General features: G+C 61.5%; 18 protein-coding genes and 5 pseudogenes. 12 read left to right on the top strand and 11 right to left on the bottom strand.

The window, feature by feature from the left end:
* Positions 1-18 precede the first annotated feature (18 nt).
* On the top strand, positions 19-609 hold the full coding sequence (locus XH91_RS35175) for a YecA/YgfB family protein (protein ID WP_128955102.1): 591 nt from the start codon (positions 19-21) through the stop codon (positions 607-609).
* 123 nt (positions 610-732) lie between these two features.
* Here the strand turns inward: XH91_RS35175 and XH91_RS35170 are convergent.
* A pseudogene (locus XH91_RS35170) lies at positions 733-1,109 on the bottom strand (response regulator transcription factor).
* Between XH91_RS35170 and XH91_RS35165 the strand changes: the two are divergent.
* Both XH91_RS35165 and XH91_RS35160 read left to right on the top strand, forming a co-directional pair.
* Entirely contained in the window at positions 1,081-1,437 is a 357-nt protein-coding gene (locus XH91_RS35165; RefSeq protein WP_128955101.1) for a hypothetical protein, read from the top strand. The pseudogene XH91_RS35170 and the gene XH91_RS35165 sit on opposite strands and share 29 nt — an antisense overlap.
* Before the next feature lie 137 nt (positions 1,438-1,574).
* Positions 1,575-2,709, top strand: a pseudogene (locus XH91_RS35160) (IS3 family transposase).
* A gap of 227 nt (positions 2,710-2,936) precedes the next feature.
* Here the strand turns inward: XH91_RS35160 and XH91_RS35155 are convergent.
* Positions 2,937-3,855, bottom strand: a pseudogene (locus XH91_RS35155) (nucleotidyl transferase AbiEii/AbiGii toxin family protein).
* Positions 3,845-4,372 carry a type IV toxin-antitoxin system AbiEi family antitoxin domain-containing protein gene (locus XH91_RS35150; RefSeq protein WP_232995616.1) on the bottom strand — a complete coding sequence of 176 codons (528 nt, stop codon included), beginning with the start codon at positions 4,370-4,372 and terminating at the stop codon, positions 3,845-3,847. The pseudogene XH91_RS35155 and the gene XH91_RS35150 overlap by 11 nt, the downstream one beginning before the upstream one ends.
* A 24-nt stretch (positions 4,373-4,396) precedes the next feature.
* On the opposite strand from XH91_RS35150, the gene XH91_RS39285 reads away from it, so the two are divergent.
* Genes XH91_RS39285 through XH91_RS35140 form a run of 3 tightly spaced genes read left to right on the top strand, consistent with a single transcriptional unit; the run spans position 4,397 to position 6,283 of the window.
* Positions 4,397-4,924 (top strand): metallophosphoesterase family protein, encoded by a 528-nt coding sequence (locus XH91_RS39285; RefSeq protein ID WP_167506287.1) that lies wholly within the window; start codon positions 4,397-4,399, stop codon positions 4,922-4,924.
* Between the two features lie 5 nt (positions 4,925-4,929).
* Complete coding sequence (locus XH91_RS39280) at positions 4,930-5,526, top strand: hypothetical protein (protein WP_488230385.1); 597 nt, start codon at positions 4,930-4,932, stop codon at positions 5,524-5,526.
* Positions 5,507-6,283 (top strand): ATP-binding protein, encoded by a 777-nt coding sequence (locus XH91_RS35140; protein WP_128929785.1) that lies wholly within the window; start codon positions 5,507-5,509, stop codon positions 6,281-6,283. The genes XH91_RS39280 and XH91_RS35140 overlap by 20 nt, the downstream gene beginning before the upstream one ends.
* A 589-nt stretch (positions 6,284-6,872) precedes the next feature.
* On the opposite strand, the gene XH91_RS39160 is transcribed toward XH91_RS35140, so the two are convergent.
* Positions 6,873-7,343 (bottom strand): hypothetical protein, encoded by a 471-nt coding sequence (locus tag XH91_RS39160; protein ID WP_128958632.1) that lies wholly within the window; start codon positions 7,341-7,343, stop codon positions 6,873-6,875.
* Between the two features lie 104 nt (positions 7,344-7,447).
* Here XH91_RS39160 and XH91_RS39155 point away from each other — a divergent pair, with 104 nt between their 5' ends.
* Both XH91_RS39155 and XH91_RS35130 read left to right on the top strand, forming a co-directional pair.
* Positions 7,448-8,296: a coiled-coil domain-containing protein gene (locus XH91_RS39155; RefSeq protein WP_128958633.1), complete on the top strand. Its 849-nt coding sequence runs from the start codon at positions 7,448-7,450 to the stop codon at positions 8,294-8,296.
* A complete protein-coding gene (locus XH91_RS35130) occupies positions 8,256-8,987 on the top strand; it encodes an ATP-binding protein (protein ID WP_128929783.1) in 732 nt (243 codons plus the stop codon). Before XH91_RS39155 ends, XH91_RS35130 begins: the two co-directional genes overlap by 41 nt.
* Positions 8,988-9,339: 352 nt before the next feature.
* Here the strand turns inward: XH91_RS35130 and XH91_RS39655 are convergent, their stop codons facing one another.
* From XH91_RS39655 to XH91_RS39640, 4 genes are all read right to left on the bottom strand, one after another.
* Entirely contained in the window at positions 9,340-10,431 is a 1,092-nt protein-coding gene (locus tag XH91_RS39655) for a hypothetical protein (RefSeq protein ID WP_206733199.1), read from the bottom strand.
* A 14-nt stretch (positions 10,432-10,445) separates the two neighbouring features.
* Positions 10,446-10,808 carry an ATP-binding cassette domain-containing protein gene (locus XH91_RS39650; RefSeq protein WP_206733200.1) on the bottom strand — a complete coding sequence of 121 codons (363 nt, stop codon included), beginning with the start codon at positions 10,806-10,808 and terminating at the stop codon, positions 10,446-10,448.
* Between the two features lie 393 nt (positions 10,809-11,201).
* Positions 11,202-11,582 (bottom strand): hypothetical protein, encoded by a 381-nt coding sequence (locus tag XH91_RS39645; RefSeq protein ID WP_206733201.1) that lies wholly within the window; start codon positions 11,580-11,582, stop codon positions 11,202-11,204.
* A gap of 8 nt (positions 11,583-11,590) precedes the next feature.
* Positions 11,591-12,109 (bottom strand): hypothetical protein, encoded by a 519-nt coding sequence (locus XH91_RS39640; protein ID WP_206733202.1) that lies wholly within the window; start codon positions 12,107-12,109, stop codon positions 11,591-11,593.
* A gap of 45 nt (positions 12,110-12,154) precedes the next feature.
* Between XH91_RS39640 and XH91_RS39635 the strand changes: the two genes are divergently transcribed.
* Entirely contained in the window at positions 12,155-12,295 is a 141-nt protein-coding gene (locus XH91_RS39635; protein WP_206733203.1) for a hypothetical protein, read from the top strand.
* Between the two features lie 4 nt (positions 12,296-12,299).
* Positions 12,300-12,605 (top strand): hypothetical protein, encoded by a 306-nt coding sequence (locus XH91_RS39630; RefSeq protein ID WP_206733204.1) that lies wholly within the window; start codon positions 12,300-12,302, stop codon positions 12,603-12,605.
* Positions 12,606-12,842: 237 nt separating this feature from the next.
* Here XH91_RS39630 and XH91_RS39625 read toward each other — a convergent pair whose 3' ends face one another.
* The 3 genes and pseudogenes from XH91_RS39625 to XH91_RS35115 form a co-directional block, all read right to left on the bottom strand.
* Complete coding sequence (locus XH91_RS39625; RefSeq protein ID WP_206733205.1) at positions 12,843-13,238, bottom strand: hypothetical protein; 396 nt, start codon at positions 13,236-13,238, stop codon at positions 12,843-12,845.
* Positions 13,210-13,500 (bottom strand): type 1 glutamine amidotransferase family protein, encoded by a 291-nt coding sequence (locus tag XH91_RS40020; RefSeq protein ID WP_347339917.1) that lies wholly within the window; start codon positions 13,498-13,500, stop codon positions 13,210-13,212. Before XH91_RS40020 ends, XH91_RS39625 begins: the two co-directional genes overlap by 29 nt.
* Positions 13,497-13,786: pseudogene (locus XH91_RS35115) on the bottom strand (chorismate-binding protein); the annotation flags it as partial. The gene XH91_RS40020 and the pseudogene XH91_RS35115, both read right to left, overlap by 4 nt.
* Positions 13,787-13,940: 154 nt before the next feature.
* On the opposite strand from XH91_RS35115, the gene XH91_RS35110 reads away from it, so the two are divergent.
* Complete coding sequence (locus XH91_RS35110; protein ID WP_128929782.1) at positions 13,941-14,282, top strand: hypothetical protein; 342 nt, start codon at positions 13,941-13,943, stop codon at positions 14,280-14,282.
* A pseudogene (locus XH91_RS35105) lies at positions 14,279-14,782 on the top strand (helix-turn-helix domain-containing protein); the annotation flags it as partial. The gene XH91_RS35110 and the pseudogene XH91_RS35105, both read left to right, overlap by 4 nt.
* Between the last annotated feature and the right edge of the window lie 491 nt (positions 14,783-15,273).

The raw sequence follows: 15,273 nt of genomic DNA, 5'->3' as shown, positions 1-15,273 counted from the left end.
CATAAAGCAGCGTCGTCAATGACGGCAGCCGCGATGCCACTCGAGGAGCTCGAGCGATGGCTGCAGGCTAGGGTCGATCAGCATCCTGACGCCACCAATCTCCCCATGCTCGACGGCTACGTCGCCGCAATCGTGGCCGGACCGGTGTCGATGAGCCCACTCGACTGGATCTGCCCGCTGCTCGCCATCGATGCCGATGCCTTCAACCACGGCGGCACCCCGGAGTTTGCAGCCATATCGGCTGTCGTCCTGCGTCACAACGACATCAGCAACACCCTCTCGACCGCACCCGACAGGTTCGCGCCGATGCACCGGCGTAAACCCAGTGGAGACGTCGATCCGCGACCATGGTGCCAAGGCTTCTACGCCGCGATGCGGCTCAAGCTATTGGCGTGGGCACCGTTGCTGGACATCGGCAACGTCAATCACGGCCTACTTCTACCTATCCTGCTGCACTGTCGCGACGATCAGGGCCGACCGCTGCTTGGACCGCCACGAAGCGGCCGCGAGACCAAGAAACTTCTGCGTAACGCCCACGCCGATATTCCCACGGCGGTCGAAGCCTTGCGGCAATACTGGATGCCGATCCGCTACGCCCGCGCTCACTGATCACTGCGGACGTGGGAGCTCATGCCGGTTACCTTCAAAATAACCGCGGCAGCGCAACCTACGGGAATCTCGCAATGCATCCCCGCTTTGGGACTGAAGGCCGTGGGGAGGGGGCCAAGGTCCTCACGCGTGTGTGTCGCCTGACCCCGGCAGTACAATGGTCAAACACTTGATCAACGCAGCCGTGGAAAACGGTTTGGCAAGAAAGCAGATCCCGCCAGCCTTGATCGCTCGTGCGCGCACCCCATCGCCGTGATGAAGATGAACGGCATACGATGACCGGGGCTTCGCATATGCATCAGCAGGTCAATTCCGCTCATCATGGACATTTGGACGTCGGTAATCACGCAGGTCGTCTCGGCCAATGCCGCAGCGCGCAGGAACTCCTCGGCGGAGGCAAAGGCAAGGACCGCGTATCCGTACGATGCCAGAAGATTGCTCGTTGCACTGCGAACGGATGGATCATTGTCGATGACCGAAATGATAGAAGGCTTTGACAAACTGATTGCTCGTGATCCGGGCTGCTCCGCCTGCGGAATGTTCACAGTAGAGGGGCTACGAGCCACATCAGAGGTTTGGGAGCAGCTTGAGTGTCGGGAGAAGGAGACGCTGCAAGACGCGGAACGTCTAACCGAGCAACTTCTGGACCGGCTGATTTCCGAAAGTTTGCCGGACGAATCCGTAACCCAGGATCATGTCAATGTACTGTATCGGCATTGGCCATTGCCGATGTACAATCTCGACCTCCATCCGATCCCGGTATCTCTCGAAGAGCTGAAGGCCGAGCAGGAGCGCCTCCTCTGGGCAGAGGTCGGCGACCCTCGATGACACTGACGATTTGAGTGATCAATCCGATATCAGCATGAGTTTGCGAGGTTTGAGCTGGTCCCGCAAATCTGAACAGCGCGATAAGTGGAGTTTCTGCCTGACGGCGGGCAAGATTGACCCGCGAATCAGGAGCGACGATGAGCAGACGAGCACGGCGGAACGACACTGCGGCTTTCACGGCGAAGGTGGCGCTTGCCGCCCTCAAGGGTGACGGCACGCTGGCACAACTGGCGGAGCAGTTCGACGTTCACCCCAATCAGATCACATCGTGGAAGGCGCAGCTCGAAGGCGGCGCTGCCGATGTGTTCGGTCCGGACGGCGGGAGTCGGATCGCCGAACCCACCATCGACGTGAAGTCGCTGCACACCAAGATCGGCGAGTTGACGCTGGAGAACGAGTTTTTAGAAGGAGCGCTCACCAAGGCGGGATTGCTGAGCGCAAAGCGATGATCGACCGTGAACACGATCTGCCGATCAGCAAGCAGGCGGAAGCCCTGAGCATCAGCCGCGGCAGCGTCGATTACCTGCCGCGTCCGGTGTCGCCCAAAGACCTCGCGCTGATGCAGCGGCTCGACCGGCTGCACCTGGAGTTTCCATTCGCCGGTTCGCGTATGTTGCGACGCCTACTGGCTGCAGAGGGGTGCAAGATCGGCCGCCGGCATTTCAAACCGCTGATGCGGCGGATGGGGATAAAGGCGCTGTACCGCCGTCCGCGCACCACCCAACCCGAGCCCGGGCACAAGATCTATCCATAGCTGCTGCGCGGTATGGAGATCACGCGTCCGAACCAGGTTTGGGCGATGGACATCACCTACATCCCGATGGCACGAGGCGTCGTTTATCTGGCCGTGGTGCTGGACTGGGCGACCCGCCGGGCGCTGTCGTGGCGGCTGTCGATCACCATGGAGGCCGCATTCTGCGTCGCGCCACTGGAAGATGCCATGGCCCGTCACGGCAAGCCGGAGATCTTCAACACCGACCAGGGCTCGCAGTTCACCGGCGCGGCGTTCACCGGAGTGCTCGCTGACAATGACATCGCCATCAGCATGGAGGCCGCGGCGCCTGGCGGGACAACGTGTTCGTCGAGCGGCTGTGGCGCAGCGTCAAATACGAGGAGGTGTATCTGCGGGCCTACGACAGCGTCAGCGAAGCTCGCGCCTCGATCGGCCGTTATTTGGACTTCTACAATTGCCGCCGTCCACATTCGAGCCTTGACGGCGGCACACCGGATCAAGCCTACTTCACCTCGCTGCCGCTTCGCACGGCAGCCTAAACCCGGCAGAGGCTCCACTTATCGACGCGCAGTTGCTGTTCAGACAACCGGGACCAGGTCAGTTACGCGGCCAAGGTCATTCGAATGGGACGCCTTCTTTGGTGTACCCAAGTTTGTCGGCGGCGACCACTAGTTCGTCTCAGGGTGGGTCGCGCATTTATATGGCTTGGTCACGCCTTGGTCGAAATGCATCTCGCCGAGGCACGAAGAGACACCCGCTATAGGGGCTATGACCGCAGCTTTTCGATCTCCGAACGCAACTGCGCATGTTTTTCAGGATTTTGCGTTTTCAATTTTGCGATATTGAGCAGCTTCCGCCGAACCGCCGGTAATTGCGCGGCCTGCGGTAAGCCGATAGGCCTCGAAGTCCGGCTCGCCGTCATGGAGCGTTAGCAGAAAGCGCATCGCCGCGTCGTCGAGCCGTGCAAGCATATCGGACAATAACCGCGACCGCGCTGCCTTGAGCTCGTTGAGGCCGACGGGCGGCACCGTCACTCCCTCGAACTCCTTGGCAAAGATGTCATCAAGTTCTGACAATGACGGACGGACGAGTTCATGCGGAGGACGCCCCGAACTTGCGACGTAGACGAGGAACGTGCGGTAGAGCGCGTCGGTCAGTTCTTCATTGTCATACAGAAACTTCACCTCGAAGAGGTCGCGCGGATGCTGTCGGTCGACAGCAGCATTGAGCTTGCCGCCGAAGAGATCCTCGAATGCCACCACTTGCATCTCCGCAAATCCGAAGGCTTCGGCGGCCGGATCGCTGACGACGCGAAGCTCGGGAGCGTGAACCTTGCCGCATGCGACAGGTGACGTCTCGACTTTGATTTCGGCGCCAGCCTGCCGGACGAGGAGCCGCGTGTCGTTATTGTCGCTGCCGGCGATGCGCTGAACGCTGACGCCGCGGAGATCACGCTGAATATCCTCGCGAATGCGATCAAGAGCGGCGTCGATCCCTGCGAGGGTTGCGTCGCGGTCGCCGATCGGCAAGTAGACGAGGTCAATATCGACCTACAGTCGTGGCATGTCGCGATAAACGAGATTGATCGCGGTGCCGCCTTTCAGAGCGAAGCTGTCCTGACTCGCGATGTAGGGCAATGTCCGGACCAGCAGCTCCACCTGGCGCATGTATCGTTCACGCGCCATCGACCGTTTCCTGTGGCACGAGCTCGGCCGGAACTGTCATGCGACAGGTCGGGTGAAGCCGCCCGCCTTGCACAAGGCTGCGGTCACCGCGGCCCAATTCTATATGGGCGGTGTCGATGTGCTTTCGCCACGGATGTACATGCTTGTCCGCATAAATGAAAAACAAGCGCTTGACTTTGATGCTGCGGCACTCCTCGAGCAGTTGGTTCAGCAGTTTTGGTCGCAGGCTCACCAAGCCCTCGAACAGCGTATCGACCTTTTGGAAGCTTTCATCCGCAGGGAGCTCATCCAGCATTTCGAGAATCGCTCTCTCAGGCGAAGACATCCTGATCGGCCATCTCCAGGGGCTGAGCGCAAGTTCGCTGTTATCGTTGTCCGACAGGCTGAATGCGGCATCCTCGACGCCGACCGGCTGAGATCCAAACGGTGCGTCGGATGTCTGAGCGGTCAGGAAGGTCCCGCGGCTGAAAGAATCCGAACGGCGACCCGAGCAGCCTTCGAGGACCTTGTCACCCAAGCGATCAACGGACAGGTTGCTTTCATGATCATCGCCGGCGATCTCTATGATGGCGACTGGCGCGATTTTCAGACCGGGCTCCTTTTCGTCCGGCAGATGGGGCGCCTGCGCGCGGCGAACATCCCGGCTTTCGTTCTTCACGGCAATCACGACGTTGAAAGTCAGATCACTAAACGGTTGCCACTCCAGGACAACGTGCAGGTGTTCAGCTATCGCAAATCCCAGACCTTCAAACTCGACGATCCTCGCGTTGCGATCCACAGTCAGAGCTTCCGTATGCAGGCGACGACGGATAACGCGGCGGCGGCTTATCCACCGCCCGTGAAGGGGTATTTCAACATCGGTGTTCTACACACCGCCCGTGGAGGACCGAAAGGCCCCCATGAGAATTACGCACCGGGTACGCTCGATGAACTGGTAAACAAGGGCTACGACTACTGGGCTCTTGCACACGTGCATCAGGGCGGCGTGCTGCACGAGCAGCCGCACGTCTCTGCGGCAACCTGCAAGGCCGCCATATCCGCGAAGCCGGCGCAAAGTCGGCGCAGTTGATCACGGTGAGGGACGGCGCGCTGCAAGGCATTGAGCCATTGCATACCGACGTCGTGCGATGGATATATCTCGACGTGCCGGTTGGCGAACGCGCACGATTTGGGGACGTCATCGATCAAATCAAGAGCATCATCGGCGAGGCCACCAGAAACGCAGAGGGCCGGTTGCTGGCCTGCCGCATCCAGCTGAGCGGCGCGACCGCTCTCCATGGCGAGTTGCTGGCCTCCGGGCTGCAATTGCTGGCGGAAGCGCGCGCCGCAGCCCTCGCGCTCGGTGAAGAGGTCGCCTGGATCGAACGCGTTATCAATGTGACCAGATCGGCATCGGCGGTCTGCATTCTGTCGGATGGGAGCGCGATCAACGATCTCCCTGTCCTGCTGGCTCATGCTGCGGACGACGCTGACTTGCAGGCGGAGATCGCGAGCGATCTGGGCGATCTCGTCCGCAGGCTTCCGCATGATGCCGCGCTGGATATCGACGATCCGCTTCTGGAGGCGGCGATCAACAAAGACTTTGGCGCGGTGATTGAGCAGGCAGGCGCATATCTGAGCGCGCGCTTGGCTGCGAGAGAGGCGGTGATCCATGCGTGTCCGTTCCCTTGACCTGATCCGGTACGGACACTTCACCGAAGCCTCGCTTCATATTCCGTCTGAAGGGCCCGATTTTCATATCGTGTATGGCGAGAACGAGGCCGGCAAGTCGACGACGATGTCGGCGATTGAAGAGCTGCTGTTCGGGATTCCGGGTCAGTCTGCAAGAAACGTTCTTCATGAGAACGCGGCGTTGCGCATCGGCGCGACGTTGGAACGTGAGGGAACGGAGCTATCGATCCGGCGGCGCAAGGGCAACAAGGACACGCTGCTCGGCCTTGACGAGCTGCCTCTTCCTGCGGGCGACGGGCTGCTTGGACCGTTGGTCGGCGGGATAGATCGCGCATTCTTCTGCCGGATGTTCTGTCTCGCCCATGAGCGCCTGCGCGATGGCGGCCGGGACATCATCCAGGCCAAGGACGATGTCGGCGCGACCTTGTTCGCCGCGGGGGCGGGCGTCTCCGGTCTTCGCGATCGACTGGCGGCGATGCAGGAAGAAGCGGACGGGCTGTGGGGCAGCCGCAGGGCGGGGCACCGGAAATATTACCAGGCGGAGGAACGTCTCAAAGAGGCCGAAGCGACGTTGCGCCAACACACGGTCACCGCGACCAAATGGCAGGAGCTGAAATCCGCCTATGAAGAGGCGCGCGACGCTGTGTCCAGATCGAGAAAGAGATCGAAGAGCAAGTCGCCGAGCTCGCCAAAATCGTGCGCGTCCGGCGCGTTTATCGCAACGTACGGCGTCTCGGCGAAATCGAATACGAGATAACGGCCCTCGGCGTCGTTGCCGATCTGCCCGCTGATGCCGCGAAGCAATTCGACAAGGCGTCGGCCGATAACGCCGCCGCGGAGGCGCGCATCACAGCCTTTCAGAAACAGATAGCAACGTTCAGCGCTGAGCGCGCCGCGATCGCGATAGACGATAACGTTCTGCTCCATGAGGCGGAGATCGAACGCCTGTCCAAGCTCAGAATCCAGCTCGCTTCGGGAAGAGCTGATTGCCAAAGCGGCGGGCGGAGCTCGCAGCGGCGGAAGACGCTCTCAAGTGGGCCGCGTCCGAACTGGCTTGGACGGGTGAGACCGCCGAGCTGGTTGATAGAATCCCGCCGCGTGCCAAAGCTTCGGCCGTGCAAGGCTTGCTGACCTCTCGCGGCGGCCGCTTTGCGGCCGTCGAGAATGCCCAGAAGACCCTTGAAGACGCGGGCGAAAAGCTGGCCAATCTCCAGGCTCGCATTGAGGCGATCGGGACCCCCCAGGATCTGTCGGGCTTGGCGGGCGTGGTCAAATCCACTTCCGCCTTGGGCGATCTTGACGCTCCTCTCCTGGCTACCCAGCGAGAGTATCGGGACGCGGATGAACTATGTCGGCAGCAAATGGCGATGATGAATCCCGCGGTCGTTGACGAGACGAGTTTGCGCGCCATGAAAATCCTGGTCGAAGCCGCAGTGAAGGCACATCGCGACGCGGTGCGCGATCTTGAAGGCCGTACTCAAAGCCAGCAAGCGGCTATCCGCGATCCGACTCGGGCTGTCGAGAACAATCGAAAGTCCTACGCGCGGTTGGTATCCGATGAAAAGATCGTGTCGGCCGAGGATTTGACGAAGCTGCGGGAACGCCGGGACGCAGGATGGCCTATCATCAGGCGTCGGCATGTCGACAATATCGCAGTGCCGGAATCGGAAGAGCGCGCCTTCGCAGATGGCGACGCGCTGCTCCACGCCTATGAAACGGCTGTCGGCCATGCCGATGCGGCGGCGGATCAGCGGTTTCAGAACGCAGAGTCGACGGCTGCGGCCATGGTGCTGGCTCGGCAGATCGCCGACCAGCAAGACGCTCTCGACTCCAACAAGCAAGAACTTGCCTCGTTAGCTGCAGAGCGGAGCGCCTTGGCCATGCCTGGGCCGGCATGTGGAACGGTGTCACGGATGGCCCGTTGCCCCCTGACGAGATGCTCGACTGGCTCGACGCGAGGGCCGATCTGCTGGATCAGATCGCCAAGCGCGACGGCGCAGCTCGCTCGGCAACGTCGCTGCAACACGAAATCGCAGAAGCCAAGCGACAGCTAGTGGGCTTGCTGCAGGATACGGCGATTGCGGCCTCGGCAGGCAGCCTGCCCCTGAACGGCATTTTGGCGACGGCGGAAGTGCGCATCCGCACGGAAGAGGCGAATGCGCAAAAGCGGACCGAGCTTGCGCTCGATGAGCGGAAGCTCAAGGCCGACGTCGAGCGCAAGCGCGGTGTGGTCGAGGGCGCCGAGAAAGAACGCGCCGCCTGGAATGCGCAGTGGAAGGACGCCTTGGCGGCGCTCAGTCTTTCGGCTGAAGGTCCCATTGAGACCATTCAGGAGCAAATCGACGCGATCGACCAGATGCGCGAGACGTCAGTTAAGATTGCGGACTTGCAGCACGAGCGAATCGGAAAGATCGAGCGCGACATCAAGGCGTTTGCAACGGAGGTCGAAAGGCTCGTTGCATCGGTGTCGGTGCAGCTGGCGGGTGAGGACGCAGACGAGGCCGCCCTCAAGCTTCATGCACGATTGAATGCGTCGAAGCAGGCGCGTGACTCACTTAACGAGAAGAGTGAAGCGGTTGAAAATCTTCAGAAGAAGCTGGACGACTGCGACAGGTCGAGAAATGACGCGCGGGTCATTATGACAGGGCTCCAACGGGCGGCCGGCGCTGGAACGATCGACGCGTTGCGCGAAGCTATTCAGCGGTCTGACCAACAACGCGCGCTCAAGGATGAACGGGCGCGGTTGCGCGACGCTCGAAGCCGATGGTGACGGTCTTGGCCTAGTGGTTCTCGCCGAGGAGTGCCACAGCAACGATCCCGACCAGGCTGCGGCGCGGGAACAGACTTTGAAGAAATCGCTCGAAGAGGTCCGGGAGCGGCAACTGACCAATATCCAGCACAGTAAAGATACCGAGCGCGTATTCGAGGCCGTCGGCGGCGACGCTGCCGCGCAATATGCGCGCGTTCGTTCGGCGTCGGTGATCCTCAGATGGGCGATCGAGCGGTTCCGGCGTGAAAAGCAGGCGCCGCTGCTCAAGCGAGCCGGGGAATTGTTCTCGATCCTGACCGCCGGTTCCTTCGAACGGCTTACGCTCGCATACGATGAGAAGGATGTTCCGCACCTAGCGGGTCTGCGCGGGGATGGAGGCGCCGTCCCAGTATCAGGACTGAGCGAAGGCGCGGCCGATCAGTTGTTGATGGCCTTACGCATCGCTGCCGTAGAAGAGTATCTTACGCATTCCGCGCCAGCGCCATTTATCGCCGATGATCTTTTCATCAATTATGACGATGCGCGGGCTGCGGCTGGTTTCAAAGTCCTGCAACAGCTGGCGGAAAAGACGCAAGTGCTCTTCTTCACTCATCATCAGCATCTGGTCGGCGTTGCCCGCACAGCTTTCGACGGGCATGTGGCGACCGCGGTTCTCGAACCCCGCGGGGTTCCGATAAAGAACGTGGCCTGACGGGTAGACGGCATCAGCGCGAGGGATCGAAGCCGGACGGCGGGTGGGCTCGTTCACGAGCCCGGCCGGTGAGCCAGCACGCGGAGCGCGCTGCCGAGGCTATTCCTCAAGCCGCCATCGGCTATGCAGGGGCCTTGCCGATGGTAATCGCATCGCCGACAAAGCACCGCAGCGGCGTTGATCTTCTTTAGGATCTCGATGGGCGAGGTTGAAATTGGATGAGATTGCGGGCGACTTCAATTTCGGGAACTGCAAAGACTGGCCGATAGCAGTGAGGCGACTATCTGCACTCTCTGTTAGAAAACGGGCGTTCGGTGTACCTGCGAACGATCCGAACGACTCCGTCGCCTGATCACGCGCAATCATACAGCACGCCAACGACTCCTCGCGCAGTGACCAAGGTCGGTATCACGCCGAAGATATCGGTCGCCTCGGTCGCGAGGACAATCGACGAACCGAGGCCGCCGATCGTCTCGAATTGGCGGAGGTGAGCCAACTTACCGGGCAGACGGGCACCGACCCGCTTGAGAATGCTCGTACCATCATCGAGCGTTACTGCGACAAGTGTGTTCTCCCATCGATCGAGATAGCCAATTGTTAGCTCGGCGCCGCCCAAAATGATCTGACCGGGAAGCGCGAGTGGAACGGCGCTGTCCTCTCTGACGCGGTAAGCGACGACGACGTGCGCAAGCTCCGGCACCATATCGACAGGCGTTGCCTCGCCACTTCCAGGCGGCGGCGGCATATCGGTGAAGATTGCGCCGACAATGCGGTGCACGCGCAGCTTGCTCTCGTCGAACGTCAGTGTCGGGCGCGAGGTCCGCGGGTCGGGCATCTGCGCAGCTAGCGAGACACCGATTGCGCCACGTGACGTCACCAGCCGTCGTGCCAGCACTCGATTGCGATACTGAGCAATCACAAGATGTTGGTCGCGGCCAGGATAAGGTTCAACCTCGACGATCGCGACCGCGCCGCCGGGGATAGCAAAGCCCAACGTGTCGCCGCGGACGTAGAAGAGCGCTTTGCCCTCGAACCATTCGCCACTAAGCCGTTCGACAGCAACATCTTGCGTCCCGCCCACGGGCAATTCGCCGACGAACGCGGCGATTTCTGGGCAGAGCGGAACGGAAAAGGTGGGGCGGATGATCGGCCGCAAGGGCGCGACGTCCGTTCTGCTCTCGGAAGGCGCGAGTGGCTCGCGCCACCGGTACAAGCGAAATTGTTCGTGGACCTTTTCGATGCTGGTCCGCAGCCGCGCGAAGTCGGCTTCGACAGCCTTTACGTCCATGTAGCTGATCGACGCCTTGTCGTGGTGCGACGTGTTGAGGACACGCCGCGGCTCCGCCCCTTCGGCGAGGGCGGTATCCTCCGCGAACCGCTTGACGACCGGATTGGCAAACAGTTCGCCTGTCCCGATCGAGACGAGCCCGCGCAGCTTGTCCATCAGAGGGATGAGCGTCAGCGGCTTCGTCGATGTGGCATACGCGGGATGAGCAACATCATCGAATAGATCACCGAGCCGCGATTCGAGGAAGACGCGCAGGCCGCATAGTTCTGTGCGTCAGAAGCGGAATCGGAGTTCATATGAAACGCGTGGCGCCCGCGATCGATCTCCTCGATCGCTGGCGAGACGATGAGAGTCGGCCGCACCGCGTTCACCGGGTGGACAGATAGATGCTCAACGCGGTCGGCGGCACGATTCTCGGCAACGAGCGAGCGGGCGAACTTGCGATCGTGGGTGGTCACTAGAAGCTGAGCGCCCGCCTCGGCGAGCCCAGCCAAACCTCGCGCGAGGCGCTCGCGATTGTCGTTGTCGAGCATTCTGCGGGTCGTCGAGCACCAGCAATGACAGACCGCCGCGGGTTGTGAGGACGTGCTCGCGGAAGGCGAGAAAGAAGCCGAGCAGCGCGCCGCGCAGCGCAGAAGCGTTGGAGACATGCTGGGCAGGTGCGGTCACGCCCTCGCGGCCGACCTTGAGCTCAAGTACGCCCCGTGCGTCCATACCAGTTCCGGTAAGGTCGGGAGCAAAGCCGGTCGCGTTGCGGTAGATCGCGCGCCGCCAGTGCTCCGACCGGTTGTGCAGCTTCGCCCGTAGCGCCTCAACCTGAGACTGGGCGAGCTCGGCGAGTGGCACAAGCAGATCAAGCGCGGATACGGCCCTGCAGCAGGCGTCCATACGCGCCTGCTTCGATGCATGTTCCACGCGGGCGGCTTCTATCCGGCGAACATATTCGATCGCGGTATTAAGCGGCGCGACGCCCTCAACGATCGCGAGCAGCGATGACAATCGGCGGCCGATCGCCCGGCTCGCGTCGGCGGCACCGTCCTGGCCGCGCCGAACGGCTGGAGGAAACTCTTCAGTGCTGCGGCGTTGGCTCCGCGCCATTCGGCGAACGCCAACGCACGCACAGTGCGGTCGACTATCCGCTGCAACGCCGTCGTTCCAGTCACCAATACGGCAGGCAGCACACGAGTGTCCGGTTCTTCGAAGGCAGGCAAAGTCGCGAGGCGCTCATCCACGAGCGCCGAAGCATCGGCGCGAAGCGCCGATAGCGCACCGCGGAACGATTCCGTCCCGAACAGTTCGTCAATCAATCCAGCTCTCAATAAGTCGATGGGTGACCCTGGCAAGTCGCCGCGGGTTTCCTTCGCGAGGGTAGGCGGAAGATCTTGGAGGAGGCGACTGCACCAGTGCGACGACATTCGGCGACGGTGCGCGCGATAACCTCGCGGTCTCGCGTGGCTTCCGCTAGGTGGTCGCTGACCGTATTACCAGTAACCGGATCGCATTCCCCGTGGAGCGGGCCGACGCAAACCGGGCACATGCCGTCATCGGCATGGCCATGCTCGTGCATCCAGGCGGAAAGCCTAGCGTACAGCTGCGCCCGCCGCGCGCGGTCGGGGCTCGCAGCAAGCGCGGCCAGCGTCGCCGCCTCGGCATCGATCTGCGCCAACAGTCTGGCGACCACCGCGATCTCGTCGGCGCTCGCCGACAGGGCCGAGAGCCGCGCGATGGAGGGCAACTCGCTGAGATGCTTCGATAGCTGTTCGATGGCTGGCCGAATGCTCGCCTCGAGGTCGTCGCGGGCCTTCTTGTCCTCGGGGTTGAATTGTTCGCCCAATACTTCGCGCGCCTTGGCCAGTGCCGTCGCCTTCAGGGCCGCGAAATGCTCATTGATCTTCTGGATTCCGCCTTTGGAATCCTCAGCATCGACCGCAGGTGCATCTCCTTCGAATGCGATGGCGGGAAATTCCGCGACGGCGCCGGCGAGGTCGTCGGCAGCCTGCTGGTAGCGTTCTACGACTGATGCGTTGGGCTTCGAGTTCCTTGGTCGTGCGCTTGGCAATCCGCTCGGACGCTTTACCGGCATGCTTGGCGAGATCGACGAGGTCAGCGAGGCCGGTCAGGCGGGCGACTGCCTCGCCGAGTTGCGACGTAGAGCCGACCGCCAGAAACGGCAGCAGCGCGGGCATGGTCGTCGCAATGCGCGAGGCAATTGGGTCGATGCCGATTGCGTCGAGATCGGGCGGTGTCTCGGTGATCTTGCCGCGCGGGGTGCGGCCCTCCTGGTGGCGGAGGGGTGGCAGCGGGTCACCGTGGGCGTCGACGAAGGTTAGCTCGACCCAACTGTCGGCTGGAATCGCCTCGCCGTCCGCAGGCAGATCGCTAGCTTTGTGTGGCATAGGCGTGATTGCCGACATCGGGTGCGTCGTTACCGTGTCGTCGTTGCGCGCGGCCTCGCAAACGAACTCGGTCGGTCCCTCCTCGGGTGGGCGCTGGGAGCGGATGAGGTGACCGGTCAAACACCAGACGATGGCGTTGGCGATGGACGTCTTGCCCGAACCATCGGCGCCCTAGGTGACAGTCTTGCCAGATTCGAAGACGAACGTGTCGGGAGGCGCGGTGGAACGACCGTAAACGTGCAGCCCAGCAAACCGGTGTGCGACGACCTTTACCAGCCGCAACACTTTGACAGTGCGAGCTTGACCATCATCAGCCGCGGTCTCCAGCGTCGGCGGCTCCGTCCCAATGACGTTGATGATTGCCTCGACGTCGCCTGCGGAAAGATTACCGGCCCACTTGCCCCGATTGCGGCGATACCAATCCAACACCGCGCGGGCATCGTCTGAGTCTATCGAAAGATGGTCGCCCGCGGCGACAGCGACGGCTCGCCCGCCGATCAAATCGGCGAGCAGTGTGTCGGTAGTAAGCAGATGAATGTCACGCGGTGCCGGTGAGTCTTCGTTCACGTTTGCCCCCTTTGCCGGCACTTACCCTGTGAACGCTTATCAGTCCAGCGAATTGAAGGTCCGGCAGCGGCGATGTTCCTTGCGGATCCAAATTCAGGACCGGCAACTTGAGTACAAGGCTGACCGCGCGCGGCTTGAGGCCAACAAGATCGCTGATGCTCGCCAAGTCGTTTCGGACGACCTCCGTTGCTTGATCAAGCTCGCGGAAATAGCGGGCAATGTTGAAGGCGAAGGAATCGTAGTTGTCAATGATGGCAATCAAAGTGCACCAGCTGCTTCAGCACGAAATGCATCAAAGATCCGCTGAGCCTTGGCGAGCGTCTCCTCGATTCGGCCTCTGGGTCCGACAGCACCGTTATTCCACCGCCGGCATGAAATACGGCCAGGTCGTCGTCGATCGTGACAGTGCGGATCGCAATGTTCGTGTCCATGTGCCCGTTGAAGCCGATCGCCCCGCAATATACCTCTCGCGCCACGCGCTCGATTTCCGCAATAATTTCCATCGAGCGCACCTTCGGTGCCCCGGTGATGGAGCCGCCGACGGCGCATCCACACGACAATACATCATTGCGCGATCGATCAGCATCACGCGGCCCTACTGCGCAGGGCGGTATCACTACCGGGGGTTGACACGCAAAGATTTGTTGCACCACTATGGCCAACCGATACTAGGATGCAGACCAATCGAGCGCGGACGCGAACTTGACGATCGAAACAGCCACAATCCCCATCGTCCGGACACCGAAAACCAACGGCATCGTCCCCCTCGATCTCGTCGAAGCGATGTCAGTGGTCGCCGCCTCTCGCGCCACCCTCGCGATCATCAAAGCCTACGAAGCGGCCGGCGTGACCGGCAATGTCATGGTTCCGCTCGTCACAGACTGTCCAGTTGATCCCGCCACACTCGGCCGGGCAATACGGCGGGTCTGGAAAGCCGCATTGGAGGATGTTGGAAACGGAGGCTCCGTACGGGTCGAACTCCGACCTAGAGCGGTTCACAGATTTATTGAATCGGAAGGGATCCCGGATCTGGGGCGAATATGATTCAAGATGCTGGCTGGGCTGGAGGCCAGCATCTGATGGTCCGACCAATTTCCAACGATTTGCGTAAGCGCGCGGTATCCGCTGTTGCCAAGGGTGAGAGCTGCCGATCTGTGGCGGAACGGTTTGGCGTTGCGGTCTCGTCAGTCGTGAAGTGGTCTCAGCGTTATCGAGCGACCGGCTCGGTAGCCCCCGGCAAGATGGGTGGTCACCGCAAGCCTGTGCTTGATCCGCACCGGGCCTTCATCGTCGAGCGGATCACCGAGACGCCGCACCTGACGCTGCATGGTCTGAAGGCAGAGCTGGCAGCCCGTGGGGTCAAGGTCTCACACAACGCAGTCTGGCTGTTCCTGCGCCGGGAGGGGCTGCGGTTCAAAAGAACACTGTTCGCCCTCGAACAGGCTCGCGCCGACGTCTCTCGTAGGCGCCTGCGTTGGCGATCTTGGCAGGCCGGGCTCGATCCGGGCCGGCTCGTCTTCATCGATGAGAGTGTGCTGCAGACAGCGGAAGGAGTTCAAATGAACTAAGACCGATGGTGAAGCTGCGAGAAAGATGGGGGCGGGCCCCCGAGATCAGCTTTCAGGGGCGGGTCTCAAACCAATCCGAGCTGCTGCGGTAAAGAGCTGTGGTGGTGAGCGTCGGATCAGAAGTTCGGAATATACCGAGCAGGTGAGTGTCCGAAAGACGAACGAAAGTGAACCCTCCTGAGACGCGTCGTTATTAATTCAAGTGTCGTCAAAACCAGGACCGTCTCGTCAACCTGGGACACGTCCGCCAGATGCCTGACGACTGGGCGGGCGGCGACCGGCGTAGAGGGGGCGTGAGTCGGACACAGGCTTTCGCGTGGAACTGCAGGAACCAGGCTCTTGATGCCAAGGGAGAAGCGCAAGCGGTGCCAACCGCGAGGCGGGAGTACCGATGCAAGAGACTGGGGCGGACCGATCCGTAGGAGCGTTGAGGGCCCTGTAATGGGGACGGAGCAAAGGGATCGGGT

It is taken from the genome of Bradyrhizobium guangzhouense (genome assembly GCF_004114955.1).
GTDB lineage: Bacteria > Pseudomonadota > Alphaproteobacteria > Rhizobiales > Xanthobacteraceae > Bradyrhizobium > Bradyrhizobium guangzhouense.
Note: the sequence above shows the minus strand (reverse complement) of the source record. Positions and strands in the feature narration are given on the sequence as shown.

Bases quoted from the DNA above. Each gene is read 5' to 3' on its own strand.
- XH91_RS39650 (WP_206733200.1), bottom strand. From the start codon at position 10,808: ATGCTCGACAACGACAATCGCGAGCGCCTCGCGCGAGGTTTGGCTGGG.
- XH91_RS39635 (WP_206733203.1), top strand. From the start codon at position 12,155: ATGCTCATTGATCTTCTGGATTCCGCCTTTGGAATCCTCAGCATCGAC.
- XH91_RS39285 (WP_167506287.1), top strand. From the start codon at position 4,397: ATGATCATCGCCGGCGATCTCTATGATGGCGACTGGCGCGATTTTCAG.
- XH91_RS35140 (WP_128929785.1), top strand. From the start codon at position 5,507: ATGCGTGTCCGTTCCCTTGACCTGATCCGGTACGGACACTTCACCGAA.
- XH91_RS35175 (WP_128955102.1), top strand. From the start codon at position 19: ATGACGGCAGCCGCGATGCCACTCGAGGAGCTCGAGCGATGGCTGCAG.
- XH91_RS35130 (WP_128929783.1), top strand. From the start codon at position 8,256: ATGAACGGGCGCGGTTGCGCGACGCTCGAAGCCGATGGTGACGGTCTT.
- XH91_RS39655 (WP_206733199.1), bottom strand. From the start codon at position 10,431: ATGGACAAGCTGCGCGGGCTCGTCTCGATCGGGACAGGCGAACTGTTT.
- XH91_RS35165 (WP_128955101.1), top strand. From the start codon at position 1,081: ATGACCGAAATGATAGAAGGCTTTGACAAACTGATTGCTCGTGATCCG.